Below are 26,271 nucleotides of genomic sequence, written 5' to 3'. Positions count from 1 at the left end.
TCAGTGGCCGTTGTTGTCGACCGACGCCCGAATGCGCCGCAACCCCAGCCAGACCGCAAGCACCACGGGGGGCACCGCAAACGCCGTCAGCATGCCCTTGCTCATGCCGATGGTCCCGGCCAGCGGATACAGCAGATAGCCCAGCAACGAGACCGCGTAATAGCTGATCGCCACCACCGACAGACCCTCGACCGTGTGTTGCAGCCGCAATTGCAGATCCGCGCGCCGGTCCATGCTTTCAAGCAAATCCTGGTTCTGCGCCGATCGCTTGACCTCGACCCGCGTGCGCAACAGATCGCCCGCCCGCATGGCCCGCGCCGACATCGTCTCCAGCCGTTTCTCGGCGCTCTTGACGGTGCGCATGGCCGGCTCGAACCGGCGGGCCATGAATTCGCGAAAGGTCTGGCGCCCTTCGAACCGCTCTTCACGCAGAACCGCGATGCGCTGCGTGACAAGCGCTTCGTAAGCGCCTGTCGCCCCAAGACGAAACGCCGTTTGCGCCGACAGCGTTTCCAGTTCGGACGACACCTGCAAGAGCGCCTGCAAGGTGTCCTCTTCCGGGGCGTCGCCATGGGTCATCTCGGTCATCAGCCGTGTCAGGTCCTCGTCGATCTCGGTCATTCGCCCCGCGATGCCGCGCACCCGCGTAAACCCCAGCATCGACAGCGCCTTGTAGGTCTCGATCTCGCACAGGCGCTGCACCACACGGCCCACGCGACGCTCTCCGACATCGCGCCGGGGAAAGACCGCAAAGCGCAGATGCCCGCCCTGGTCGATGCGGAAATCCCCCGCCACCACCATCGCATCGTCCAGCACGCGGGACACGGCCATGCTTTCGGCCACCAGCCAGTCGTTCGCCAGATGATTGACGTCGGAGTCGCGGTCGGGCCGCTCGCAGATACGGATCAGCGCCGAGGTCACGCGCACGCCCGGCGCCGATTGCAGCCAGTCGTCGGGAAAAACGTCGAAATCCGCCGGATCGAACGGGCGTTCGCCCAGCCCGCCCAGAAACACCGTGTAGGTGACGAATTCGGTGTGCTGTTCCCATTTGAGAACGTGCTGTCCGATGGCGGCTGAAAAATGCGTCGCCCCCGGTTGCGGATGCGGGGTGCCGTAGCGGTCCAGCAGCCCGGTGAGATGCGCCAGATCGCGGGATCGGTCGCGCGACGCCGCATCCTGCGCCTTCTTGACCGCCAGATAAACCGCCCGGCACGGCGCACGGAGCGACGGGAACGGGCGCGCGTGCAGCTCATTGGCCAGCTGGTAACGCAGAGGATGGTCCTGAACAGGCGGCATCGCATCTTGTCCCGTAAAACACGTTGGCCGCTACCCTACAACTAACCCGCCGCTTTGCAACAGACAGAACCATTGGTATTCAGGGCGTTACAGGCATACCTTCGCATACTGCGGGACATCAGCGTGCGGGCTGCAAAAGCCGGCGCTATTTCGCCTCTCCACGCGCATAGCGCGATACCATGACATAGTCCTTGCGCGGACCCTTGACCTGCCAACGCACCTGCCATTCGGGCCAGCGGCTGAAATCATAGCTGACATCGTACTGATCCGGATCGCACCAATGCCCCGTGTCGCCGCCCTCTGCCGGGATCGTGTGAAAGAACCGCCCGTCCTCGAACCAGACCGACAGATCCCGTCCCCAGCGATAACACCGCGTGGCGGCAAAGCGCCCGGTGGCCAGCACCAGATCTCCGGTTTCGACATACAGCGCGCCGTCCCCGTCGGGCTGCCAGCGCGCCAGCCCGGTGAACCGCCCGACGCCGCCCGACGCCTCGCGGATCTCGCGCGTCAGTTGCCAGTCTCCGAAAAACGCCTCCAGCCCGCGCACGCGCCGTATCCTTGTTGTGGTCCGATCCAGGCGGGGCGGCCGCCCAGCAGACTTGCCGCCCGCCCCCAAGCCCCGTATGACGCGCCCAAGTCCAGTGCAACCCCGAGGATAGCCGATGATCCCCCGTTATGCCCGCCCCGAGATGACCGCGATCTGGGACCCCGCCACCAAGTTCCGCATCTGGTACGAGATCGAAGCGCACGCCTGCGATGCGCAGGCCGATCTGGGTGTCATCCCCAGGGAAAACGCCGAAGCCGTCTGGAAGGCCAGGGACGTGGAATTCGATGTCGCCCGCATCGACGAGATCGAGGCCGTGACCAAGCATGACGTCATCGCCTTTCTCACCCATCTTGCCGAACATGTGGGCAGCGACGAGGCGCGGTTCGTGCATCAGGGCATGACCAGCTCGGACGTGCTGGACACCTGTTTCAACGTGCAGCTGGTGCGCGCCGCCGACATTCTTCTGGCGGACATGGACAAGCTGCTTGCCGCGCTGAAAAGGCGCGCGCTGGAACACAAGGACACGGTGCGCGTCGGACGCAGCCACGGCATCCACGCCGAACCCACCACCATGGGGCTGACCTTCGCGCGCTTTTACGCCGAGATGGACCGCAACAAGAACCGGCTTGAAAAGGCCAAGTGGGAAATCGCCACCGGCGCGATTTCCGGCGCGGTGGGCACCTTTGCCAACATCGACCCCGCGGTCGAAGAACACGTCTGTGCCCGGCTGGGTCTGCGCGCCGAACCGATCAGCACGCAGGTGATCCCGCGCGACCGTCACGCGATGTTCTTTGCCACGCTTGGTGTGATCGCATCCAGCATCGAAAACGTCGCCACCGAAATCCGCCACATGCAACGCACCGAAGTGCTTGAGGGCGCGGAGTTCTTTTCGATGGGCCAAAAAGGCTCGTCGGCGATGCCGCACAAGAAAAACCCGGTGCTGACCGAAAACCTTACCGGGCTGGCCCGCCTCGTGCGCATGACCGTGATCCCGGCGATGGAAAACGTGGCGCTTTGGCACGAACGCGACATCTCGCACAGCTCGGTCGAGCGTGGCATCGGCCCGGACGCCACCATCACGCTGGATTTCGCGCTGAACCGGCTGGCCGGTGTGGTCGACAAGATGATTATCTACCCCCAGCACATGCTTGACAACATGAACAAATACCCGGGCCTTGTCATGTCCCAACGGGTGCTTCTGGCGCTGACGCAGGCGGGTGTAAGCCGCGAAGACGCCTATTCCATGGTCCAGCGCAACGCGCTCAAGGTCTGGGAAGACCGGCTTGACTTCCGCGAACTGCTGCTCGCCGACGAAGACGTGGTCAAGGCGCTTGGCGTCGATGGCATCAACGAGAAATTCGACATGGGCTACCACACCAAGCATGTGGATACGATCTTTGCCCGCGTCTTTGGCGAAAGCTGATCGACAGGCGCGCGGCGCTGGTCAGGGACGAGATGGTGGTTCGTCCGGAAAGCGATGCCGGCGTGATGTCGTGCAGGGAGGCCGCGCCAGCGCAGATAGATGTCGTCGTAGATCGTATAAAGCGCCAGCGCCGGCGGCAGGCCCGGCACCTTGACCAGGTCGCCCCGGCTTTTCACGGTCCGGAAACCGGGCTTTTGCCGGGCCGCGGGGGGGCATTCAAGCTCGGCGATCCGGTCGCGCAAGGTGTCTTGCTGGTCGTCGGCATCCATGAATGCGCCTTTCCCAGACGACTGAATGAACACCGCAGGCCGCCGGGGCCAATCCGCCGCGCATACGCCGCACGATAGCAGGATTTTCGGTTTCCCGCCATTGGCACCGCCGGCGCCCCCGCCTTGGTTTTGCCGCTGCATCCCCCCGCGGTGCGCTATGTATCGCCACGAGCCACGCTTCACATGATAAGGCGCCTTGCGACCCCGGCCCAGATTGCGCCAACGCCGTTTTGCGCCATCGCCGGTGCCTTTCATGACCGGACCGTCCCGAGTTGCGCGCACGGCTTGACGTACGATTCCGCGAAAAATAGCTGCAAGCTCGTGTCGGGCGGACGTCTTGTGCCCACACGATCCGGCGGGTGGCCCCACGGGCTGCCCGATTTCCGCGCCGCCGGGGCACGCCCGATCGAAAATTGCGCACAGAATCTCGTCATCGGGTGAGGCTTCGTTAACCTTGTCGGGTTAGCTCTGGGTCGCTAGAACAGGAGCGGTTTCCGATGCAGTCACTTTCCCCCCTTGCCGCCCTTCCGGGGCCCTTGCTTGAACGTCCGCCGCTGACGCGCCGCGCCAAGGCCGCCATCGTCGTGCAGTTTCTCTTGAACGAAGGCGCCGATGTGCCGCTGTCGTCGCTTCCCGATGACCTTCAGGGGGAACTGACGCAGCAGCTGGGCCGGATGCGCTATGTCGATCGCGAAACGCTGAACACGGTGATCCAGGAATTTTCGGACGAGCTTGAAGCCGTCGGCATGTCGTTTCCCGGCGACATAGCCGGGGCGCTCAGCGCGCTCGATGGCAAGATCAGTCCCCGCACCGCCGCGCGCCTGCGCAAGGAAGCCGGGGTCCGCCAGACCGGCGATCCGTGGGAACGCATCAACAAGTTGGGTGAGGAACGGCTTGCAGAACTTGTCGGCGGCGAATCGACGGAAATCGCAGCCGTGATGATGTCCAAGATCGACACCGCGAAAGCCGCCAAGGTGCTCGCCCGGTTGCCCGGCGACCGGGCGCGGCGGATTTCCTACGCCATCTCGATGACCGGCGGCGTCAGCCCCGATGCGGTCGATCGCATCGGAATCAGCCTTGCCGCGCAGCTTGACGCCGAACCGCAAAAAGCCTTTGAAAAGAAACCGGATCAGCGGGTAGGCGCCATTCTGAACTATGCCAACAGCGCCAAGCGCGACGAATTGCTCGAAGGGCTGGAAGAAACCGACAGGGATTTCGCCGAAGCGGTTCGCAAGGCGATCTTTACCTTCGCGAATATCCCCGAGCGGCTCAAGAAAGTGGACGTGCCCAAAATCACCCGCGACGTACCCGCCGAAACGCTGACGGCGGCCATTGCCGCAGCGAAATCCGAACAGGATCTGGCGGCTGTCGATTATCTGCTGGAAAACATGTCCAAGCGCATGGCTGGCACCCTGCGCGAAGATGCCGCCGGTCTGCCGATCAACGCCAAGAAGGGCGAGGCGGCAATGAACCGGGTCGTCTCTGCCATCCGCGACCTTGTCACCACCGGCGAGGTCGAACTGCGCGACCCGGACGACGATGAGGAATAGGCCCATGGCACCGTAACCGTTGCCGGGGCGCAGGCGCAGCCGCCGAAGGGCGATGCTGCGCCCTCCATCCGCCCTCGTGACACAGCTCGTGCGACATGACCCCAAAAATATACAGCCCCGAATATACAACCCCAGTGATGCAGCCCCTGCGGCACTCCCCCTGTGGCCCGCCCTGTGGCACTGAACCGGCGACACCGCTGCTTCGATGCGCCATGCGGTGCGGCGAAACCTCAGGCACGCCCCAACCAGACATTCGTCTGTTGCGTCCATCGGTTCCGCGTGCTTCGTGCAGGATGGACCCGTGGAGAAAAATCACCGATGCTGCGCCGCCTCTATGACTGGACCATGTCGCTCGCCGATCATCCGCGCGCGCTCTGGGCGCTTGCGGCCGTTGCCTTCATCGAAGCGTCGGTGTTTCCGATCCCGCCCGACGTGCTGATGATCCCGATGGTGCTTGCCGCGCCGCGCCGCGCCTGGCTGATCGCGCTGGTGGCGACGGTGGCGTCTGTCATTGGCGGTCTTGCGGGCTACGGCATCGGGCATTTCTTTTTCGAAGGCGTCGGCCGCCCCATTCTGGAATCGCTCGGCAAGGCCGACAGCATGGATGCCTTCAACACGCGGTTCAACGACGTGGGGTTCTGGGCCGTGCTCGTGGCGGGTATCACCCCCTTTCCGTTCAAGGTAATCACCATCATGTCGGGCTGGACGGCGATGCCGCTTGGCACCTTCTTCGTCACCGCCATCATCGCCCGCGCCCTGCGCTTTTTCATCGTCGCCGGGTTGCTCTGGGTCTTCGGCGCCCCGATCCGCGATTTTATCGAACGTCGGCTTGGGCTTGTCTTTTCGCTGTTCATGCTGCTGCTGGTTGGTGGCTTCTATATCGTGAGATACCTCTGATGACCTCCCGCAAGACCCTTATCCTGCTCGCCGCTGGCGGCTCGGCCGCGCTGCTTCTGGGGGCGCTTTACTTTCAGGTATTCGAGAACCTTCCGCCGTGCAAACTGTGCATCTGGCAACGCTGGCCGCATGGTGCCGCCCTGATTATCGCCGCTGCCGCCCTCGCCACGCGCGGCCCCGCGCTGCCGCTTGCCGGAGCGGTTTCGGCGCTGACCACAGGCGCGGTGGGGCTGTACCACACTGGCGTCGAACGCGAATGGTGGGACGGGCCGAGTACCTGCACCAGTTCGCAGTCCATCACCGACATGTCGCCCGCTCGGGCCGCTGATCTGATCATGAACATGGCGATCCAACGCTGCGATGAGGTGCTGTGGAGCTTCCTGGGCCTGTCCATGGCCAGCTGGAACGCCCTCGCAAGCCTCGCCTTCGCGCTGCTGTGGGTCGCCGCCGCGCGCCGGAGCCGCTAGGCAACAGCGCCAACCGACCCCTGCCCGCGCCCCCGTCCGGACCCTGCGCTTGGGGATGTATCATCGCGGATGCGGGCCGTCTCCGGCCTTCGACGTTCGCCAATCCGCAGGGGCCGGCGCGGGCCGCGTCGGTCGCTCGCCCCGTCGAGCAGCAGATGCATCGACACAACGGGCGTGACAGCCCCCGTGCGCTCTGGCATCACGGGCGCCATGACCAATCGCATCGCACTTTGGATCGCCGTCCTGATCGCCGCCCTGCTGGCGGTGGACTACTGGTATTTCGGCGTTGAGCACCTGGTTTTCCTGGGGCGCAAGTTTTTTGCCCTGCTCAACTGGGTCGCGTTCTGGCGGTAAGCGCCGGCGCGCGGCAGGTCGCCTGCGGCTTCCGTGCATGTTGACTTGGCCCCGCGAACCTGATGATTTGCCCACAACATCCGATTTTCAATAGCGAGGAGTCTTTCCATGACCGTCAAAGTCGCCATCAACGGCTTCGGGCGCATCGGCCGTAACGTGCTGCGCGCCATCGTCGAATCCGGCCGCACGGATATTGAGGTCATCGCCATCAACGACCTCGGGCCTGTCGAAACCAACGCCCACCTGCTGCAATTCGACAGCGTTCATGGCCGCTTTCCCCAAGAAGTCAAGGTCAGCGGCGATACCATCGACGCAGGTCGCGGCCCGATCAAGGTCACGGCCGAACGCAACCCCGCCGACCTGCCCTGGGGCGACGTGGATGTGGTTCTGGAATGCACCGGAATCTTTACCGCGCGTGACAAAGCGGCGCTGCATCTTCAGAACGGATCCAAGCGCGTGCTCGTGTCGGCCCCTGCCTCCGGCGCGGACAAGACCATCGTCTACGGCGTCAACCATGACAGTCTGACGAGCGACGACATCGTGGTGTCGAACGCGTCGTGCACCACCAACTGCCTGTCGCCGGTGGCCAAGACGCTGAACGACACGGTCGGCATCGTCAAAGGCTTCATGACCACGATCCACAGCTACACCGGCGACCAGCCGACGTTGGACACCATGCACAAGGATCTGTACCGCGGCCGCGCCGCGGCGATGTCGATGATCCCCACCTCGACCGGCGCGGCCAAGGCCGTTGGTCTCGTGCTTCCAGAGCTCAACGGTCTGCTCGACGGCGTCGCGATCCGTGTCCCGACCCCGAACGTGTCGGTCGTCGATCTGGTGTTCGAAGCCAGGAATCCGACCACCGTCGAAGAGATCAACGCCGCGATCAAGGCTGCCGCTGACGGCCCGCTCAAGGGAGTTCTGGGCTACACCGAAAAGCCCAACGTGTCGATCGACTTCAACCACGATGCGCATTCGTCGATCTTCCACATGGACCAGACCAAGGTCATGGACGGCACCATGGTGCGCATCCTGACCTGGTACGACAACGAATGGGGCTTTTCCAACCGCATGAGCGACACCGCTGTCGCCATGGGCAAGCTTATCTGATCGCGCGACGGCGGGCGTCTGCCCGCGGCGGCGCATGATACGCAGGGCGGGGTCGGAAACGGCCCTGCCCTGTTCGTCTTTCATGACGGTTTTTGCTGACGCATACCCCCGCACGGCCCCCGGTTCGGTCGAACGGGCGGATGTCCACGACGGCAGAATTTCGGTGGTGACCGTGACCGGTGGTGACAGCGTTCGTTGCAGGATGACGGTGCTGGATGCCTTGGCCGCCGGGGACCCGGCGATCCCGTTGCACGAATTCCCATGGTATCGCGGCTTGACCTTTGGCGCCCCCATATGAGGCTGGCTCAAGACCAAGCCGTTCCGGTTAACGATTCCCCAGAGCCATGGAAAACAACGGGGTTCGCGCCGTGCGTCGCACAGCCGGGATGGAAAAGCCGGCGATCCGGCTCCCGCCGCCATGCATTTTTTGCAACTCGGGCAGAAAGTCTTGGACGTTGTGCTGCACCGCAGCGACGCCTAGGTTAGCGCCAACAGAAACACAGGGAGGAGATACGGAGCAACACCATGACACAGCTTATCAACGCCCTAAGATCCCGTCTGGACCGCCGCGCCAAGTACCTGCGAACCCTGCGCGAATTGCGCAGCATGCCGCTGGACGTGGCGCTTGATCTGGACATCCACCAAGGCGACGCGCATCGCATCGCCGCCCAGGCCGTCTATGGCCAAGCCTGACACCGCGACACCCTCGCGCAGGCACCACCCGGACCGGTGCGACGTGCACCTGTCAAAATGCACAAGAGGAACCGAACCATGTCCGTCCTGAATTCGATCTATCGCCGCTACGCCTTTCGCCGCACGCTCAGCACACTGAAATCGCTGCCCGTCAGGACGCGATTCGATTGCGACATCGCCGGCCACGAAGCCGAACTGGCGCATCGCTCTGTCTATGGCAGCTAACGCCGCGCAAAGCGCGCCTTGAGCGCGTCATGCACCGCCGGTGTCACAAATTTGCTGACGTCGCCATCCAGCCGGGCGATTTCCTTGACCAGTTTCGAGGCGATCGCCTGATGCTTGGCCTCGGCCATCAGGAACACCGTCTCGACGCTGCTGTCGAGCGCGCGGTTCATACCGACCATCTGAAATTCGTATTCGAAATCCGCCACGGCACGCAGGCCGCGGATGATGATCTGCGCGCCCACATCGCGCGCGCAGTCGATCAGCAGGTTTTCGAACGGATGCACGACGATTTCGGTGCCGGTCGTCTCTGACATCGCCGCGCATTCCGCCTCGATCATGGCGACGCGCTCTTCGAGCGAAAAGAGCGGCCCCTTGTCGCGATTGATCGCACAGCCGATCACCAGCCGGTCGACCATCAGCGTCGCGCGGCTGATGATGTCGATATGGCCGAGCGTGATCGGGTCAAAGGTGCCCGGATAAAGACCGATACGCATGGGGTGCCCCTCCGTCGTTTGCGGCACGCAACTATATTGCGCTGGAATATGCAACCCCTGCCCGGTCTTTCCCCGAAATCAGTGCCCCATGATCATCCCTTGCAGGGCGTGTTTTTCCATCGACAGTTCAGCGATCTGCGCCGCCACCACGTCGCCGATGGTGATGATGCCGACCATCACGCCATCCTCGACCACGGGCATATGGCGGAATCGCCCTTCGGTCATCCGCGCGAGCACCTCGTCGCAGTCATCCTTGCAGCTGCAGGTCTTGAGATCCTTGGTCATCAGATCCTCGACCGCCATGCCGAGCACCGCAGCGCCCTCGGCGGCCAGCCGGCGCACGATGTCGCGTTCCGACAGGATGCCAAGCGGGGTCTGCCCGTCTTCGGACACGACCACGCCGCCGATGCGCCGCTCGGCAAGCAGCTGTGCCGTTTCTGCCACGGTCGCTTTCAGCCCGACCGTCACCACCCCGTCGCTGCGCTTGTCCTTGAGAATCTGCTGTACCTGCATCTGCGTTTCTCCATCGCTCGCGTTATGGTAGAAGGCTCGGCTGCTTGCGACAGTTTGTCAACTCAGACCTTCGAGTCGGGTTAATTCGCGGCGCACCGCCTCCACCAGCGCCTTGGCAAAGGTGTCCAACCGTCCAAGCCGGCGATCATCGGCATGACGCACCAGATAAAAGCTGCGGGTGATCGACACATCGTCCGGCAAGACCTTGACCAGACCGGGTGCTGCGGGCAGCGCGAAATCATGCACGATGCCGACGCCCGCCCCCTGCCGCAACCAGTGAAATTGCACCGCCACGGAATTGGACGCAAGACCGACCCGGTCCAGCCCGAGGTCGCTGAGATAGTCCAGTTCCTTGTCGAAGATCATGTCGGGAATGTAGCCGACGATGCGATGCGCCCGGAGATCGGCGCGTGTCCGGATCGGCGGGTGCTGCGCCAGATAATCGCGCGAGGCGGCCAGATGCAGCCGGTACTCTGTCAGTTTTTGCACCACCAGCCGTCCGGCGGTGGGCGCGGACACGCCAATGGCCAGATCCGCCTCGCGCCGCGTCAGGTTGACGATGCGCGGCAGGGCGACGATCTGGATGTCGAGATCCGGGTTGGCGGCACCGATTTCGGCACAGACCTGCGGCAACAGGAAATTGGCCATGCCGTCTGGCGCACCGATGCGGATCTGTCCCGACATGCCGGTGCCCGCGCCGCGCACGGCCTGCGCGCCCAGTCCCAGCGCCGCCTCGGCGCTTTCTGCGTGACCCAGCAGGCGCGCGCCCGCCTCGGTCAGCGCATAGCCTTGCGGGCTTTTGGCGAACAGCGGCTGGCCCAGCGTTTCCTCCAGCCGGCCCACACGCCGCCCCACGGTTGCCGGATCCATGCGCAGCACGCGTCCCGCCCCCGAAAGCCCGGCCGCCCGCGCCACCGCCAAAAAGATCCGCAGGTCGTCCCAGTTGTCGCGCATGGCTTGCCCTTGCAAAAACGCAAAACCCTTTTGCCGGATTACCCCTGTACCCTGCATTTGTGCAAGACTAGGCTGCGCTCAAATCCGAAATCGCAAGGGAGAGCGACCATGAAGGAACTGACTCATTTCATCGACGGGCAGCGCGTCAAGGGCACCTCGGGGCGCTTTGCCGATGTGTTCAACCCCGCGACCGGCGAAGCCATCGCCAGGGTGCCGCTGGCCACCGTCCAGGAGCTGAACGATGCGGTCGCCCGCGCAGAACAGGCGCAAAAGGCATGGGGCGCGACCAACCCGCAGCGCCGCGCTCGCGTGATGATGAAATTCGGCGCGCTGATCAACGAGCACATGGACGAGCTCGCCGAGCTGGTGTCGATGGAGCACGGCAAGACCCTGCCCGATGCGCGCGGCGACGTGCAGCGCGGGCTTGAGGTCGTCGAGCTGTGCATGGGCGCGCCCAGCCTGCTCAAGGGCGAATACACCGACAACGGCGGGCCCGGCATCGACCTTTATTCCATGCGCCAGCCGCTGGGCGTGGTCGCCGGCATCACCCCGTTCAACTTTCCCGCAATGATCCCCCTGTGGAAGATGGCGCCGGCGCTCAGCTCGGGCAATGCGATGATCCTCAAGCCGTCCGAGCGCGTGCCGTCGACCTCGCTGCGCCTGGCCGAATTGCTGATCGAAGCGGGGCTGCCCGCAGGCGTGCTTCAGGTGGTCAACGGCGACAAGGACACCGTCGACGCGATCCTCGACAATGACACCGTGCAGGCGGTCGGCTTTGTCGGCTCGACCCCGATCGCCCAGTACATCTATGGTCGCGCCGCCAGCAACGGCAAGCGCGCGCAGTGCTTTGGCGGCGCCAAGAATCATATGATCATCATGCCCGACGCCGATCTGGACATGGCCGCCGATGCGTTGGTCGGCGCCAGCTTTGGCGCGGCCGGCGAACGCTGCATGGCGATTTCGGTGGCGGTGCCGGTGGGCAAGGAAACCGCCGACGCGCTGGTCGAAAAGCTGCTGCCGCGCATCGAAAAGCTGAAGGTCGGCCCCTATACGGCGGGCGAGGACGTGGATTACGGCCCCGTCATCACCGCTGCGTCCAAGGCGCGCATCGAAGGGCTGATCGCATCGGGCGTCGATGCGGGGGCCTCGCTGCTGGTCGATGGCCGCGATTTCGCGCTTCAGGGCTATGAGAACGGCTTTTTCGTCGGTCCGTCGATGTTCGACAACGTCACCCCGGATATGGAGATCTACAAGCAGGAGATCTTTGGCCCGGTGCTGACCCAGGTGCGCACCGGAACCTACGAAGAGGCGCTCGAACTGGTGATCGACAACGAATACGGCAACGGCACGGCGATCTATACCGCCGATGGCGACACCGCGCGCGATTTTGCCCACCGGGTGAATGTGGGCATGGTCGGGATCAACTTTCCGATCCCGGTGCCGTTGAGCTATCACACCTTTGGCGGCTGGAAGAAATCGGCATTCGGCGATCTTAACCAGTACGGCCCCGACGCGTTCCGGTTCTACACCAAAACCAAGACCGTCACCGCGCGCTGGTTTTCCGGAATCAAGGAAGGCGGCGAGTTCAATTTCAAGGCCATGGACTGATCGGATCCGAACAGGACGTGATGCGAAGGGGGGTGGCAGGAATGCCACCCCGGTTCCATGTGGCTTGCCGGTCACATTTGTGTTTAACACAGGATAAATTTCATTTTTTCGAAAAGGCTCTCACCAAATGGTTGCATTCCGCATTCAGATTGTGAGAAGTATTCCGCGATCACAGGGCGGTTCCTTCACGCGGCCCTGTCTCGATGTGCTCTTGTTCATCCAGTAAGCTCACCGTTCATGCCCGTCTTTGTCCATATCCCGCCCGCTCGGGGTCTTGTCTTCGTTCGTGACGCAGGACTTGCCGGGCTCGAGGAAACCATGATGGTCTTTGGTCGCTACATACCTCCCCCGATGCCCGATCCGGGCACAAGCACGTTGTCGATCGGTCGTCGGCCGCCGCGATCGAACGGGATGACCCGCGGCTCATGGCGGTGCGGACGCACCAGCCCGATCAGTTCGCCGGTACTGCGGAAGAAACGCGTGCGACCTATCCCGCCCCCGGTCGCGTCGCGCATCAGGACTCCCGAATGGCCATGAAAACACGGGTATGCTTCGACAGGTTGTACCGTGCCTCCAGCAGGACAAGGCGCGGACGCGCAGCTTGTCCGGTCCGCCGGAAACCGGTTTTGCAGACTTGCCTGAGCGGGCACGCTGGGGGGCCGGCATGTGAACCGCTTGACATCTCCAGTATCGCGGAACACCAAATGCGCGAGCTGAACGCTCCACGATCCACTTTAACGTGTTGGAAGAAACGTACGATCCCAGATGGCAATTGACCTGATCCTTTATCCGAAACGGAACCTTGCCTACTTGCGCTTTTTCGGTGTCACGACGCCGGCAGAGTATATCGGCGTGATCGAACGGCTTCAGGGCGACCCCCATTGCCGTCCCGGAACCGCATTGTTTGCCGACCTGTCGGGGATCGCGGACCTGACGTCGGATTTCCTCCAGGTGCTGTCAATGGTCGGGGCGGAATCGCGGCTGACCAGAAACGTGCTGCCCGGCACGCGCTATGCGTTTTACGCGCCCGACGATCTCGCGTTCGGCGCCTCACGCATGTACCATCAGGTCGCCGACAATACCCTGCCCTACCGGATCGACGTATTTCGCTCCGAAGCGGCGGCGCTGGACCATATCGGCCAGCCCGAACGCAAGATCGCGGATTTCCTGCGCGCCGCGCGCTGAACCGCGCGCCTCTTGCCCGATGGCGCCGGCTCTGCTTTGCTGCGTGCGGGAGGATGGCAATGGCACATGGCAGCACGCGCCCGGCGTTTCGACTGGGCATCGAAGAAGAATACCTGCTGGTCGACAGCACCACGCTGGCCCTTGCCGAAGCGCCCGAAGGCCTGCTGACAGCGTGCCGCGCCGATCTGGGCGATCAGGTCGGCCGGGAATTCCTGCAATGCCAGATCGAGATCGGCACCAGGCCCTGCGCGGATATTTCCCAGGCGCGCGACGATCTGCGCCGCCTGCGCCGCACCGTCGCCCGGCATGCCGCGCGATTTGGCTTGTCGCCCATCGCGGCCTCGTGCCATCCGCGCGCCGACTGGAAGCACCAGCTCCATACCGACAAGGACCGCTACAACGATCTGCACCGCGCGCTGGCGGCGGTGGTGCGGCGCATGCTGATCTGCGGCATGCACGTGCATGTCGAAATCGGCGACGACGATCTGCGCGCCGACCTGATGCGGCAGGTCAGCTATTTCCTGCCCCATCTTCTGGCACTGTCGACCTCGTCGCCGTTCTGGCAGGGGCAGGACACCGGGCTGGCCAGCTACCGGATTTCGGTGTTCGACAACCTGCCGCGCACCGGCCTGCCGCCGCAATTCGCCAACTGGGAGGATTACGAACGCTCGGTGCAGGCGCTGGTCGATCTGGGGGTGATCGAGGACAGTTCAAAGATCTGGTGGGATCTGCGTCCCTCGGCGCGCTTTCCCACGCTTGAAACCCGCATCATGGATGTGCAGCCCCGCATCGAGGACACGCTGATGCTGGCGGCGCTGGTACAATGCCTGTTGCGCATGCTCTGGCGCCTCCGTCATCGCAACCAGAGATGGCGGATCTACGAAAATTTCCTGATCGCGGAAAATCGCTGGCGCGCGCAGCGGTATGGCGTGACCGAAGGGCTGATCGACTTTGGCGCCGGCGCCATCGTGCCGTTCGACCAGCTTGCCGACGATCTGCTCGCGTTGATCGCCGAAGACGCCGAGGCGCTTGGGTGCAGCGCCGAGGTGAACCGGATGCGCCATGTGGTGCGCACCGGCACATCCGCCAGCCGCCAGCGCGCCGCCGCCGCCCCCTTTGCCGAAGGAAGCGAGGACGGGATGCGCGCCGTCGTCCGCCATCTGATCGACGAATTTCACGAAGGACTCTGACCCTTGCGCGGCACGCCGTCGCAAGGCATCTACGGGACCTGCCCGGCACGGGTCCAGCACTGGACCACACTGGACTATACACTGGGCCAGCACGGCGACAGCACGGGGAACGCCCATGAGAACCTGCATCGTCACCTCGGATTTTCACGTCCCCGGCGAAACCTTCATCAACCGCCATATCCAGCATGCCTTTGGCGGCGATACCTGCGTGCTGACCGGGCGCTTCAACGGCGCCGATCCGTTCGGCAAGCCGCTGTTCGTGCGCCGCGCGCCGCTGGGCATGGCCGACAAACTGCGCGCGCCCTTTGCCATGGGCTGGAACGCCGCGGTCGAAGGCACCGGCCGGCTGCCCTTTGGCCGGAACCGCCAGCGCCTCGCGGACTGGCTGCGCGACCAGCATGTGCAGGTGATCCTGGCGGAATTCGGCACCCAGGCGCTGGTGGTGGCCAAGCTGGGGGCGGCGCTGGACATCCCCGTCTTTACCTATTTCCGTGGCACCGATGCCAGCTTTGCGCTGCGCTCTCGCCAGATCGTGCGCGCGTACCGGCGCATGATGCCCCGGCTTGCGGGAGTGTTTTCGGTCAGCCAGTTCCTGCTTGATAATCTGGCCGCCCATGGCGTGACGCACCCGAACGCCCATGTGGTGCCCTCGGGGGTGGACATCCGCCGCTTTGCCCCGAGGGCCAAGACGCCGGGGACGTTTCTGGCGGTGGGGCGCATGGTCGAGAAAAAGGCGCCCCAGGTCACCCTGCGTGCCTTTGCCACCGCCGCGCGGGGACGCGACGCGCATCTGACCTTTATCGGCGACGGCCCCTTGCTGGACACATGCAGGACCATGGCGGCGACGCTTGGCGTGACCGATCAGGTGACCTTTGCCGGGGCCCTGCCGCATGATGCCGTGCGCCAGCGGCTGGAGATCACCGAGACCTTCCTGCAACATTCCGTCACCGCGCAAAACGGCAACACCGAAGGCCTGCCCACCGCCATCCAGGAGGCCCTGGCCTGCGGTTGCATCACCCTGTCGACGATCCACGCCGGCATTCCCGAGGCGGTCGAGCATGGCGTCAACGGGCTTTTGGTGCCCGAATGGGATGAACAGGGCTTTGCCGCGCGCATCGCCCAGGTGCTCGACATGAGCGACCGCAGCGCCATGACCCGCGCCGCCCGCGCCACCGCCGAAGCCAAATTCGACAACGCCGTGCTGCTGCAAAAGATGGAACGCATCATGCGCGAGGCGCCCACCCCGCGCCCCTGATCGCCGGCGGCCGCGCCGGTCCGGCGTCATCCCCGCTTGCAATCCGCGCCGACTCCGCACACAATCTGAACAACTGTTCAATTTCCATGAGAAAGGGAGGCGTCCCATGGATTTTGCGTTGAGCGACGAGCAATCGGCGATCTTCGACATGGCCCACGGGTTCGGGCAGGAACACATCGCGCCCCATGCGCGCGACTGGGAAACCGCCGGGACCATCCCGCGCGATCTGTGGCCCCGGCTGGGCGAGCTGGGCCTTGGCGGCATCTATGTCGACGAGGATAGCGGCGGCGCGGGGCTGACGCGGCTCGACGCCACGCTGGTGTTCGAGGCGCTCAGCATGGCCTGCCCGTCGGTCGCGGGCTTCTTGTCGATCCACAACATGTGCGCGCGGATGATCGACAGCTACGGCTCGGACGAGATGAAGGCGCGTGTGCTGCCCGGTGCGCTGTCCATGGAAACGGTGCTGTCCTACTGCCTGACGGAACCGAATTCAGGCTCGGACGCTGCCGCGCTGCGCACCCGCGCCGACAAATCCGCGACCGGGTACAGCCTGACCGGCACCAAGGCCTTCATCTCGGGCGGCGGCTATTCCGACATATATGTGGTCATGGCCCGCACCGGCGATGATGGCCCGCGCGGCATTTCCGCCCTGCTGGTCGAAGACGGCACGCCGGGGCTGTCCTTTGGCGGGCTGGAACAAAAAATGGGCTGGAAGTCGCAGCCCACAAGGCAGGTCCAGATGGATGGCTGCGACGTTCCCGCTGCAAACCTTTTGGGCGAACAGGGCAAGGGGTTCAAATACGCCATGGCCGGGCTGGACGGCGGGCGGCTGAACATCTCGGCCTGCTCGCTGGGGGCCGCGCAGGCCGCGCTGGACGCGACGCTCGCCTATATGGCCGAACGCCAGGCCTTTGGCCAAAGCATCGACCAGTTCCAGGCCCTTCAATTCCGGCTGGCCGACATGGAAATCGACTTGCAGGCCGCGCGGGTGTTCCTGCGTCAGGCCGCGTGGAAGCTGGATCAGGGCGCCCCCGATGCCTCCGGATACTGCGCCATGGCAAAGAAATTCGTGACCGAAGCCGGGTCGAAAGTGGCGGACCAGTGCCTGCAACTGCACGGCGGATACGGCTATCTTGCGGATTACGGCATCGAAAAGATTGTCAGGGACCTGCGTGTGCACCAGATCCTGGAAGGCACCAACGAAATCATGCGGCTGATCGTGGCGCGCGGACTTGTGTCGCGCTGATCCGCCACGAAAGGAGCAGCAGATGCCCGACATCCACACCCGTATCGAGGGCCGCGCCGGGCGCATCACCCTCACCCGCCCCCAGGCGCTGAACGCGCTGACCCATGACATGTGCCTGGCCATCGAAACCGCCATCGACGCCTGGCGAAAGGATGACGCGGTGGCGCTGGTCATCCTGGATGCACAAGGCGAACGCGCCTTCTGTGCGGGGGGCGACATCGGCGACGTCTGGCGCGCCGGCATGGCCGGGGATTATGATCTTGGCCGCCGTTTCTGGGCCGACGAATATCGGATGAACGCCAAGCTGGCGGATTATCCCAAGCCGATCATCGCCTTTCTGCACGGCTTCGTCATGGGCGGTGGGGTCGGCCTTGGCGGGCATGTCTCGCACCGGATCGTCGGGGAAAGCACGCAGATCTCGATGCCCGAATGCGGCATCGGTTTTGTGCCGGATGTCGGCGGAACGCTGTTGCTGGCGCGCGCGCCGGGCCGGGTTGGCGACTACCTTGGCCTCACGTCGGCCCGCATGGGGCCGGGGGATGCGCTTTTCGCCGGGTTCGCCGATCTGTTCATCCCTCAGGCGCACTGGCCCGCGCTGACGGCGGACCTGTGCCAGACCGGCGACGCGCAGACCCTGGCCGCGATGGCGGCTCCACCCCCCGAAAGCGCGCTTGCCGCAAGCGAGGGCGACATCGAAACGCTGTTTGCGGGCGAAACCGTGGCCGTGATCGAAAGCGCCCTTGCCGCCGCGCACAGCGACCTTGCAACAGGTGCGCTCAAGGCGCTGCGCCGCAATGCGCCGCTGTCGATGGCGCTGACGCTGGAAATGCTGCGCCGTCTGCGCGCAGCACCCGGCGGTATCCGCGAGGCGTTGCAACAGGAATACCGCGTGTCCTATCGCGCCGTCGAACAGGGCGATTTCCTGGAAGGCGTGCGCGCGCAGATCATCGACAAGGACCGGGACCCGAAATGGCGGTTTCAGGCGGGCGACGTCACGCCGGACAAGGTCGCGGCCATGCTTGCCCCGCTCGGGGACCGCGAACTGACGCTGTAACAGGTATTGAACGGGAGGAAACGGCATGAACATCGCATTCATCGGACTGGGCAACATGGGCGCGCCAATGGCGGCCAATCTTGCCGCGGCGGGCCACAGCGTCATCGGCTTCGACGTGGCGGGCGCCACGGCGCCGGGCGTCACACAGGCCGAAACCGCGGCCCAGGCGGTCGCCGACGCCCGGGTGGTCATCACCATGCTGCCCAACGGCGCCATTTTGCGCACAGTCGCCGATGACATCATTCCCGCCATGGCGCAGGGAGCAGTGCTGCTGGATTGCTCGACCGTCGATGTGGACAGCGCCCGCACCGTTGCAGAGCAGGCGCAGGCGGCCGGGCTGGGCGCGCTGGACGCCCCGGTTTCGGGCGGCATCGGCGGCGCCGCCGCGGGCACGCTGACCTTCATGGTCGGGGGCAGCCCCGAGGCGTTCGCCATCGCGACGCCCCTGTTCGACATCATGGGCCAGAAGGCCGTGCATTGCGGCCCGTCGGGCAACGGCCAGGCGGCCAAGATCTGCAACAACATGATCCTTGGTGCGACCATGATCGTCACCTGCGAGGCGTTCGCGCTGGCCGACAAGCTGGGCCTTGCGCGCGAGGCAATGTTTGACGTGGTGTCGACCTCGTCGGGGTCTTCTTGGTCGATGAACGCCTATTGCCCGGCGCCGGGGGTAGGACCGGCCTCGCCCGCGGACAACGGGTACAAGCCTGGCTTCGCCGCCGACCTGATGCTCAAGGATCTGCGCCTGTCGCAACAGGCCGCCGAGGCAGTCGATGCCGACACACCGATGGGCGCCCGCGCGCTGGAGCTTTATCGCCGCTTCGTCGAGGAAGAGTCCGGCCAGGGCATGGATTTTTCCGCCATGCTGCCGCGCTTTGAAAAACGTGGCCGCGGCTGACCCTGGCAGGCGCCCCCGGCGCAGAGGCGATTCCGCTGTCGCCTCTGACGCCCTGGCCTGTTAGAAGGCCGGCCAAAAGGACGCTTGCCATGGTTACTCTTGATATTTTCTCCGACCCGATCTGTCCCTGGTGCTACATCGGCAAGGCCCGGCTGGATGCCGCCCTGATCGAGGCGCCGGGCCATCCGTTCACCATCCGCTGGCGTCCGTTCATGCTTAATCCCGACATGCCGGCGGGCGGCGTGGACCGCCGCACCTATCTGGAAACCAAGTTCGGCGGCAAGCAGGCCGCGGTCGATGCCTATCTGCCCGTGGCTCAGGAGGCCGAGGCCACCGGGCTGAACATGCGGCTGGATGCGATCACGCACACCCCCTCGACCCTGGATGCGCACCGGCTGATCCACTGGGCCGGGATCGAAGGCGTGCAGACCGCCGTCGTCTCGTCGCTGTTTGCCGCCTACTTCACCGAAGGGCGCGACATCGGCGATCACGAGGTGCTCGGGGACATCGCCGACGCCTGCGGCCTTGATGCCAGCGTCGTTCTGCGGCTGCTTGGCAGCGATGCCGACAAGCGCGAGATCGTCGAGATGGACGCAACCGCGCGCGGCATGGGTGTCACGGCGGTGCCGACCTTTGTGGTCGCCGGCAAGCATGCGGTGCCCGGCGCACAGGCGACCGAGCTGTGGTCAAAGGTCATCGCCGAGGTGGCGGCGCAGGATCGTGCAGCCTCGTGACGGGGGCGCGACCGGACGCTTACGCTGCGGTCACGGGCTTGTGAGCGGTTTGGTATCGTTGTACCTTGTGACCCGTCACCAAACTCCGATAGCCCCAAGGCCGAACGCCCGCTGCATTCGAGGCCAGCCCCGGCCCGACGGCGGTTCCGCCCTGTCCCCTCCCGACCCCGAGGCCTCCCTTGCGCATCATCACCGCCCCAGGACGCGTGGAGTTCGTCGCCTTGCTCGCGACGCTCTTTGCCACGATCGCCTTTTCGATCGACGCCATGCTGCCCGCGCTGCCCCAGATCGGCGCGGAACTGACCCCCGAGGATGTCAACCGCGCGCAACTGGTGGTGACCAGCTTTGTGCTGGGCATGGGGATTGGCACTTTGTTCACGGGACCGCTGTCCGACACCTTCGGGCGCAAACCGGTGATCCTTGGGGGCGCCGCGATCTATATCGCGATGTCTTTGCTCGCCGCCACGGAAGACACGCTCGAAGGCCTGCTGTTCGCGCGGATGATCCAGGGGTTTGGGGCGGCCGGGCCGCGGGTCGTCGCGCTTGCCATCGTGCGCGACCTGCATTCGGGACGGGAAATGGCCCGGATCATGTCCTTTGTCATGATGGTGTTCACCCTGTTCCCGGCACTCGCGCCGTCGATTGGCGCGCTGATCATCGACGTCAGCAGCTGGAGAGCGATTTTCTGGGCCTTCGTCCTGCTTGCGACGATATCGTCCCTGTGGCTGTTTCTGCGTCTTCCCGAAACCCTGCCGCGCCAGAATCGCCGTCCCTTCAGCGTCGTGGCGTTGAAGGACGCGTTGGCGGAGTTGCTGGGAAACCCGGTGGTGCGGATCACGATCCTGATGCAGGGGCTGATCTTTTCGATGCTTTTCTCGATGATTTCACAGGTGCAACAGATCTACGATCTGAGCTTCGGCAAGGGGGACAGCTTTCCACTGTGGTTCGCGGGTGTCGCGGTTTGCGCCGCAAGCGGCAACGTGCTGAACGCGGCTCTGGTGATGCGGCTCGGGATGCGGCTGCTGATCCAGGTCATGCTTGCGGCCAATGTCGTCATAGTGGCGCTGGCGCTGACGGCCTTTATTGTCGGGGTTCCGGGAGGGTGGGGCTTCGCGGTTTTTCTGGTGTGGCAATGGTCGGTATTTTTTCAGATGGGCCTGACCATCGGAAACGTGAATGCCATCGCGATGGAGCCGGTGGGCCATATCGCCGGGCTGGCGGCGTCTCTGATCGGGGCGGTTGCGACGGTCATTGCGGTGATCATCGCGGCGCCTGTCGGATTGTTGTTCAATGGCACGCCGGTTCCGCTGGCGGCGGGGGTCCTTGTGGAAGCGGTACTTGCGCTGCTTGCAATGCGATGGCTGCTGCGGGTCGAAGCGCGATCCTGACCGGGGTGGTCCGGGGGCCCGCCCCGGAGAGGCCCGCTCTATCGTCATTGCAAGGGCTTTTCAGGCCTTGCGGCGCTGCGCCTCGTCGTCCTGGGGAAGGTGAAAAACCCCCATATCCCCCAGCAATCCCCGCGCATGGCCGCGGATTCGCAGACCCAGGGCCGCCATTTCCTCGCTCAGACCGGCGGTGTCCTGTGTTTCGGAATCGAGCCGCGCAAGGGTCGCAGACAGATCGCCCATGCCCTTTGACTGACCATGGCTTTCGTCGCGAATCTTGCTGATCATCGCGCTGACCGCGCTGACTTCTTCGACAATCGCGGACAGTCTCGCTCCGGCCTCGTTTACCAGCCGCGCGCCGTTGGTCACCTGCTCTTCGCTGACCAGAATCAGCGTCTTGACCCCTGCCGCCGCTTCGGATGTGCGCTGTGCAAGCTGGCGGACCTCGGATGCGACGACCGCAAAGCCCTTGCCGGCTTCGCCGGCCCGCGCCGCCTCGACCCCGGCGTTGAGGGACAGAAGATTTGTCTGGAAGGAAATATCGTCGATCAGATCCATGATCTTGCCGACTTCCGAAGAACTCTGCTCGATCAGATGCATCGCTTGGATGGCGTCGTTTGTCACTGCGCCGCCATGCTCGGCACTTTCGCGCGCAACCAGCGCCCGTTCGGAAGCCGCCCCCGCCTGCTCGGCGGTGCCGCCAAGCGCGCGCGTCATGGCGGACATGTGCTGCGCGGCAGAGCTGAGATCGTTGGCCTGCTGCTCGCTGCGCCCGGACAAATCGCCCGTCACGGATTCCAGGCCCCGTGCTTCTTCTTCGAAATCGAGTGCCTTCTTGTTGGCGCCCGAAATCGCCTGTTCCAGCTGCGTCACCGCCTGGTTGAAATCACGACGCAGCGGTTCGAACGCTTCGGGCAGCGGTTTTTCGATCTTGTACGACAGATCCCTGTCCGCGAGCCGGTGGAGGTGGTCGTTGAACAGCGTGACAACCTCGCGCGTTTCCCGCTCGGCCGCTTCGGCGCGCGATCGTGCCTCGGCCGCCTTGTGGCTTTCATCCGCAAGCATCTCGCGGCTTTCCTCGATCCGTCGGGTCGCGATATTTCGCTGCAGGATCGACAACGTGAGGATCACCGTTTCCATGATAACGACTCCGGCATGAAGCGAGGTGCGCATGACGCCTTCGATGAAATCGACAGACGGATACACCAGAGATGGAAAAAATACCGTCAGCGCAACGTGATGGACCGCCACCAGACCGGCACCGTACAGCATGACGCTGACGCGGTTCATTGCCGAGATCCCGGCAAGCATCACGAAGTAGATCATGTGCGTGTCGATCTGCCAGGGATGCATCTGATACACAGCCGTCAGGATCATCACTTCGGCGAGAACCGCCGTTGTCACCACGAAATCACGCAGCCGGGTGTTCATCCGGATCGACAAAAGCGCCATGCCCACCAGCACCACCGCGCTCGCGGTGGCCGGCATGTTCGACAGACCGAGATAGAGATCTGACGCGAAGTTCACCGGAAGCACCATCATCCCGAGAAGCGACACAAGCAGCGCCTCCGGCATCTTCTGGATACGGTCAAGAAGCATGGGGATCATCCGGAGACTCCGCAAATGGAAGAAATGAAGCGTGCATCGCGCACGGTCCATGCGCCAAGGCTGACAAGCTGGCTGACGGGTGGTGCTGTATCAAAGACGGCGAGGGTGCCGAAAGGCGCGGAAAACGGTCCCACCGGCTGCCCCCCCGCGCGCAGGACAAGCGCCGCCGCGCCGACCGACCAGGGCGGTGCAATCACCAGGACAACATCGCCCGCGCGGTCGGGCATCGGCCCCAGCGCGGCGGCAAAGGTGCTGCCGATGCCGCATACCAGCGCCGCGACAATCATCAGGGCATCAAGGAAGTGGCAAAACCGGGTCTGCATCCCCTGCTATATTCCGTGGCGTCTTTCCAAATTGTTACGTCCAGCCCGATTCTTCCGCACATGCCGCAATCTTCGGTATGCAAATGCATACAGCACTTTCTCTTCATGCGATTCTGCTCTAAAGCACACAGCATGGGCCGCATGTAGACAGGAAAGGATTCCGTATGTCGAAGATCAAGGTCGACAACCCGATCGTCGAAATGGATGGCGACGAGATGACGCGCATCATCTGGGATTTCATCAAGAAAAAGCTGATCCTTCCATATCTCGATCTGGATCTTCTCTATTACGATCTCGGCATCGAAAGCCGCGACGCTACCGATGATCAGATCACCATTGATGCCGCTGAAAAGACAAAAGAAATCGGCTGCGCCGTGAAATGCGCCACGATCACCCCCGACGAAGCGCGGGTCGAGGAATTCGGGCTGAAGCAGATGTGGAAATCGCCCAATGGGACGATCCGGAACATCCTTGGCGGCGTCGTGTTCCGGCAGCCGATCATCTGTCGCAACGTGCCGCGCCTGGTGCCCGGATGGACCCGGCCCGTCGTGATTGGCCGCCATGCCTTTGGCGATCAATACAAAGCAACCGACTTTACCTTTCCGGGCGCTGGCAAGCTGACGATGAAATTTGTCGGCGAGGATGGGACGGTCATCGAAAAAGAAGTCTATGACGCCCCGTCCGCAGGCGTCTATCAGGCGATGTACAACCTTGACGCGTCGATCATCGACTTCGCGCGCGCCTCTCTCAACTACGGGCTGAACCTGGGCTGGCCGGTGTATCTTTCGACCAAAAACACCATCCTCAAGGCCTATGACGGTCGCTTCAAGGACCTGTTCCAGCAAGTCTATGAAGAGGAATTCGCAGATCGGTTCAAGGCCAAGAACATCTGGTACGAGCACCGGTTGATCGACGACATGGTCGCTTGTTGCATGAAATGGAATGGCGGCTTCGTCTGGGCGTGCAAGAATTACGATGGCGATGTGCAGTCGGACACCGTCGCGCAAGGCTTTGGTTCGCTTGGCCTGATGACGTCGCAGTTGATGACCCCGGATGGCAAGATCGTCGAGGCCGAGGCGGCGCATGGCACCGTCACCCGCCATTACCGTCAGCATCAGGAGGGCAAGGCGACGTCGACCAATTCCATCGCCTCGATCTTTGCCTGGACGGGTGGACTCAAACACCGCGCCAAGCTGGATGACAACACCGCGCTGATGGCCTTTGCCAGCACCCTGGAAAAGGTCATCGTCGAGACCGTCGAAGACGGCTGGATGACCAAGGATCTTGCCCTGCTGGTCGGACCGGATCAGCAATGGCTGACGACCATGGGATTTCTGGAAAAGATCGACGAGAACCTGAACAAGGCGCTCGCCGGCTGACACGCGCATTTGCTTGAGGGGGCGCCAAAATTTTTCGTACGAAAAATTTTGGCGCGCTCGGCGCGGGATGGCGCCTGCCGCGCCTACAGCGGACCGTCCTCCAGCACGCCATCGGCTGACATCTGCGCGTAAAGCAGCCCCTCGCGCAGGCCGCGATCGGCAACCGAAAGCCGGTCGGTCGGCCACAGCCGCAGCAACGCCTGAAGGATGGCGGCACCGGACATGATCAGCGCCTGCCGATCCTGACCGATGCGCGGATCGCGGCGCCTTCCGATCGGCCCCAGTTCAAGATACCGCCGGATCACGGCCTCGATCTGGTCCGATGACATGCGCAGACCGTCGACTTTCGTGCGATCGTACCGGCGCAACCCGAGATGCGACGCGGCCACCGTGGTTACCGTCCCGGATGTGCCGACGATCTGAAAGCCCTCGCGCGACTGCGTGTCCTTGTAAGGGGCAAATTCCGACAGGTTTTCTTCAAAGAACCAACTCATGAGCGCGTAGCGCGCGGCATCGTCTTCAACGTCCGAAAACTGGTCACGCAGCGTTGCGACCCCCAGCGGCACCGAAATCCAGTCGACCACCTTGGCTGCGGGAAACGGGCTTTCGGCGGGGTGGAATCCGGCGTGAAGCCGCATGATCGCGCGCGGGCGATCCCGCGCCGGAACCGAGCCGAGGTCGATCCAGACCAGCTCGGTCGATCCCCCGCCGATGTCGACCACCAGAAGCTGTTCCGTGCGTGTGGACACGAGCGGCGCGCATGAGATCACCGCAAGGCGCGCCTCTTCCTCGGGCTGGATGATTTCAAGCGTCAGACCAGTTTCGCGCCGGACCTGCCGAATGAAGTCACGCGCATTCTTGGCACGCCGACATGCCTCGGTCGCGACGAGACGCATCCGCGTCACTTCGTGGCGTTTGATCTTTTGCTGACACACATGCAAGGCCCCGATGGTGCGGGACATGGACGCACGCGACAGCTTTCCAGTCCGTTCCAGCCCGTGCCCGAGCTGAACGGATTTCGAAAACGAATCCACCACATGGAACTGACTGCCCTTGGGATGGGCAATCAGCATGCGACAACTGTTTGTCCCCAAATCCAGCGCCGCGTAGAGCGCATTGGGATCGGGGTTGTGCGGCGCGGAGCTCTCTACCGGTTTCGGGAAAGCGCCCGTGCCGTCTGGACGCCTTGGCGCCATATTCATGCGCCTTTCCGAATTTCAACTTGGCGTCACGATACGCGGCGCATGCCCACCGCGCAAGCGCGATCCCGCCCCGGCCCGCGGGGATCGCCTGACGAGTTGAACAACAAATCGTTTTCTGCGTGAACCGGCCCCGGGCTGTGCCATCCAGATGAGGGAACGTATTGCCGCGGTCCCGAGACCGCCCGGTGCCGTTGTCTTGCCAAGCGTCAGAAGCCGTTGATTTCGCGCCCCCGTCGTGACCCGCCGTTCGAAAACAGACCGATGGCGGGTCCGATCTTTCTTGCTGACGGATCCGCACCTCGCGTCATCGACCGTCTTCTTCGAAGCCCACGGTGAACCCTGCATGGACGACGGCGATGATCGGGTCAGCAAACATGCGAATGCCATGTGTCGGGGTGCGCTTGCAACAACC

28 protein-coding genes are annotated in these 26,271 nt (G+C 63.8%); 18 read left to right on the top strand and 10 right to left on the bottom strand.

Translation table 11 applies throughout. The features are described from left to right. Positions 1-1,296 (bottom strand): DUF3422 family protein, encoded by a 1,296-nt coding sequence (locus tag ATI53_RS05480; protein WP_009503319.1) that lies wholly within the window; start codon positions 1,294-1,296, stop codon positions 1-3. 145 nt (positions 1,297-1,441) lie between these two features. After that, on the bottom strand, positions 1,442-1,843 hold the full coding sequence (locus ATI53_RS05475) for a DUF6314 family protein (RefSeq protein WP_111549892.1): 402 nt from the start codon (positions 1,841-1,843) through the stop codon (positions 1,442-1,444). 115 nt (positions 1,844-1,958) lie between these two features. Between ATI53_RS05475 and purB the strand changes: the two genes are divergently transcribed. After that, positions 1,959-3,266 carry an adenylosuccinate lyase gene (purB, locus tag ATI53_RS05470; protein ID WP_009503317.1) on the top strand — a complete coding sequence of 436 codons (1,308 nt, stop codon included), beginning with the start codon at positions 1,959-1,961 and terminating at the stop codon, positions 3,264-3,266. Here the strand turns inward: purB and ATI53_RS05465 are convergent. Further along, entirely contained in the window at positions 3,212-3,535 is a 324-nt protein-coding gene (locus ATI53_RS05465; RefSeq protein ID WP_111549891.1) for a hypothetical protein, read from the bottom strand. The genes purB and ATI53_RS05465 overlap by 55 nt on opposite strands. 497 nt (positions 3,536-4,032) lie before the next feature. On the opposite strand from ATI53_RS05465, the gene ATI53_RS05460 reads away from it, so the two are divergent. The 7 genes from ATI53_RS05460 to ATI53_RS05435 all read left to right on the top strand — a co-directional run bounded on the left by ATI53_RS05460 (position 4,033) and on the right by ATI53_RS05435 (position 8,831). Next, positions 4,033-5,085, top strand: coding sequence for a flagellar motor switch protein FliG (locus ATI53_RS05460; RefSeq protein WP_111549890.1), 1,053 nt, complete (start codon positions 4,033-4,035; stop codon positions 5,083-5,085). Positions 5,086-5,403: 318 nt separating this feature from the next. Continuing rightward, entirely contained in the window at positions 5,404-5,982 is a 579-nt protein-coding gene (locus ATI53_RS05455) for a YqaA family protein (protein WP_009503314.1), read from the top strand. Further along, complete coding sequence (locus ATI53_RS05450; protein WP_009503313.1) at positions 5,982-6,449, top strand: disulfide bond formation protein B; 468 nt, start codon at positions 5,982-5,984, stop codon at positions 6,447-6,449. Before ATI53_RS05455 ends, ATI53_RS05450 begins: the two co-directional genes overlap by 1 nt. A gap of 210 nt (positions 6,450-6,659) precedes the next feature. Continuing rightward, entirely contained in the window at positions 6,660-6,803 is a 144-nt protein-coding gene (locus tag ATI53_RS23205) for a hypothetical protein (protein ID WP_009503312.1), read from the top strand. A 108-nt stretch (positions 6,804-6,911) separates the two neighbouring features. Beyond that, entirely contained in the window at positions 6,912-7,913 is a 1,002-nt protein-coding gene (gene gap / locus ATI53_RS05445) for a type I glyceraldehyde-3-phosphate dehydrogenase (RefSeq protein ID WP_111549889.1), read from the top strand. Positions 7,914-8,438: 525 nt separating this feature from the next. Further along, positions 8,439-8,606: a hypothetical protein gene (locus ATI53_RS23200; protein WP_009503309.1), complete on the top strand. Its 168-nt coding sequence runs from the start codon at positions 8,439-8,441 to the stop codon at positions 8,604-8,606. Between the two features lie 78 nt (positions 8,607-8,684). Then, entirely contained in the window at positions 8,685-8,831 is a 147-nt protein-coding gene (locus ATI53_RS05435; protein WP_009503308.1) for a hypothetical protein, read from the top strand. Here the strand turns inward: ATI53_RS05435 and coaD are convergent. The 3 genes from coaD to ATI53_RS05420 form a co-directional block, all read right to left on the bottom strand. Next, positions 8,828-9,325 carry a pantetheine-phosphate adenylyltransferase gene (gene coaD / locus ATI53_RS05430; RefSeq protein ID WP_009503307.1) on the bottom strand — a complete coding sequence of 166 codons (498 nt, stop codon included), beginning with the start codon at positions 9,323-9,325 and terminating at the stop codon, positions 8,828-8,830. The genes ATI53_RS05435 and coaD overlap by 4 nt on opposite strands. Before the next feature lie 78 nt (positions 9,326-9,403). Next, the gene (locus ATI53_RS05425) at positions 9,404-9,838 is read right to left on the bottom strand and encodes a CBS domain-containing protein (RefSeq protein WP_009503306.1); all 435 of its coding nucleotides are present in this window, start codon (positions 9,836-9,838) and stop codon (positions 9,404-9,406) included. A gap of 57 nt (positions 9,839-9,895) precedes the next feature. Beyond that, positions 9,896-10,792, bottom strand: a complete 897-nt coding sequence (locus ATI53_RS05420) for a LysR family transcriptional regulator (protein WP_009503305.1) — start codon at positions 10,790-10,792, stop codon at positions 9,896-9,898. Positions 10,793-10,900: 108 nt separating this feature from the next. On the opposite strand from ATI53_RS05420, the gene ATI53_RS05415 reads away from it, so the two are divergent. Next, the gene (locus tag ATI53_RS05415; protein ID WP_009503304.1) at positions 10,901-12,400 is read left to right on the top strand and encodes a CoA-acylating methylmalonate-semialdehyde dehydrogenase; all 1,500 of its coding nucleotides are present in this window, start codon (positions 10,901-10,903) and stop codon (positions 12,398-12,400) included. Between the two features lie 335 nt (positions 12,401-12,735). Here the strand turns inward: ATI53_RS05415 and ATI53_RS05410 are convergent, their stop codons facing one another. Further along, the gene (locus ATI53_RS05410; protein WP_111549888.1) at positions 12,736-12,915 is read right to left on the bottom strand and encodes a hypothetical protein; all 180 of its coding nucleotides are present in this window, start codon (positions 12,913-12,915) and stop codon (positions 12,736-12,738) included. A gap of 250 nt (positions 12,916-13,165) precedes the next feature. Here ATI53_RS05410 and ATI53_RS05405 point away from each other — a divergent pair, with 250 nt between their 5' ends. The 8 genes from ATI53_RS05405 (at position 13,166) to ATI53_RS05370 (ending at position 21,350) form a co-directional block, all read left to right on the top strand. Next, positions 13,166-13,585 carry a hypothetical protein gene (locus ATI53_RS05405; protein WP_111549887.1) on the top strand — a complete coding sequence of 140 codons (420 nt, stop codon included), beginning with the start codon at positions 13,166-13,168 and terminating at the stop codon, positions 13,583-13,585. 59 nt (positions 13,586-13,644) lie between these two features. Further along, positions 13,645-14,775, top strand: a complete 1,131-nt coding sequence (locus ATI53_RS05400; RefSeq protein ID WP_111549886.1) for a carboxylate-amine ligase — start codon at positions 13,645-13,647, stop codon at positions 14,773-14,775. Between the two features lie 115 nt (positions 14,776-14,890). After that, positions 14,891-16,030: a glycosyltransferase gene (locus ATI53_RS05395; protein WP_009503300.1), complete on the top strand. Its 1,140-nt coding sequence runs from the start codon at positions 14,891-14,893 to the stop codon at positions 16,028-16,030. 106 nt (positions 16,031-16,136) lie between these two features. Further along, the gene (locus ATI53_RS05390) at positions 16,137-17,276 is read left to right on the top strand and encodes an acyl-CoA dehydrogenase family protein (RefSeq protein WP_009503299.1); all 1,140 of its coding nucleotides are present in this window, start codon (positions 16,137-16,139) and stop codon (positions 17,274-17,276) included. A gap of 22 nt (positions 17,277-17,298) precedes the next feature. Further along, the gene (locus ATI53_RS05385; RefSeq protein WP_111549885.1) at positions 17,299-18,330 is read left to right on the top strand and encodes a 3-hydroxyisobutyryl-CoA hydrolase; all 1,032 of its coding nucleotides are present in this window, start codon (positions 17,299-17,301) and stop codon (positions 18,328-18,330) included. 25 nt (positions 18,331-18,355) lie between these two features. Continuing rightward, the gene (gene mmsB / locus ATI53_RS05380) at positions 18,356-19,228 is read left to right on the top strand and encodes a 3-hydroxyisobutyrate dehydrogenase (RefSeq protein WP_009503297.1); all 873 of its coding nucleotides are present in this window, start codon (positions 18,356-18,358) and stop codon (positions 19,226-19,228) included. Between the two features lie 89 nt (positions 19,229-19,317). After that, on the top strand, positions 19,318-19,962 hold the full coding sequence (locus tag ATI53_RS05375) for a DsbA family oxidoreductase (protein ID WP_009503296.1): 645 nt from the start codon (positions 19,318-19,320) through the stop codon (positions 19,960-19,962). Between the two features lie 221 nt (positions 19,963-20,183). After that, entirely contained in the window at positions 20,184-21,350 is a 1,167-nt protein-coding gene (locus ATI53_RS05370; RefSeq protein WP_263398761.1) for a multidrug effflux MFS transporter, read from the top strand. A gap of 60 nt (positions 21,351-21,410) precedes the next feature. Here the strand turns inward: ATI53_RS05370 and ATI53_RS05365 are convergent, their stop codons facing one another. Continuing rightward, positions 21,411-22,955 carry a methyl-accepting chemotaxis protein gene (locus ATI53_RS05365; protein ID WP_111549884.1) on the bottom strand — a complete coding sequence of 515 codons (1,545 nt, stop codon included), beginning with the start codon at positions 22,953-22,955 and terminating at the stop codon, positions 21,411-21,413. After that, positions 22,952-23,278, bottom strand: a complete 327-nt coding sequence (locus tag ATI53_RS05360) for a hypothetical protein (RefSeq protein ID WP_111549883.1) — start codon at positions 23,276-23,278, stop codon at positions 22,952-22,954. The genes ATI53_RS05365 and ATI53_RS05360 overlap by 4 nt, the downstream gene beginning before the upstream one ends. A 164-nt stretch (positions 23,279-23,442) precedes the next feature. Here ATI53_RS05360 and ATI53_RS05355 point away from each other — a divergent pair, with 164 nt between their 5' ends. After that, positions 23,443-24,657 carry an NADP-dependent isocitrate dehydrogenase gene (locus ATI53_RS05355; protein ID WP_009503292.1) on the top strand — a complete coding sequence of 405 codons (1,215 nt, stop codon included), beginning with the start codon at positions 23,443-23,445 and terminating at the stop codon, positions 24,655-24,657. An 83-nt stretch (positions 24,658-24,740) separates the two neighbouring features. On the opposite strand, the gene ATI53_RS05350 is transcribed toward ATI53_RS05355, so the two are convergent. Further along, positions 24,741-25,853, bottom strand: coding sequence for a Ppx/GppA phosphatase family protein (locus ATI53_RS05350; RefSeq protein WP_034451734.1), 1,113 nt, complete (start codon positions 25,851-25,853; stop codon positions 24,741-24,743). Between the last annotated feature and the right edge of the window lie 418 nt (positions 25,854-26,271).

The sequence above is a fragment of the Salipiger aestuarii genome, from assembly GCF_003259905.1.
GTDB lineage: Bacteria > Pseudomonadota > Alphaproteobacteria > Rhodobacterales > Rhodobacteraceae > Salipiger > Salipiger aestuarii.
This window is presented reverse-complemented; position numbering and strand designations above follow the sequence as displayed.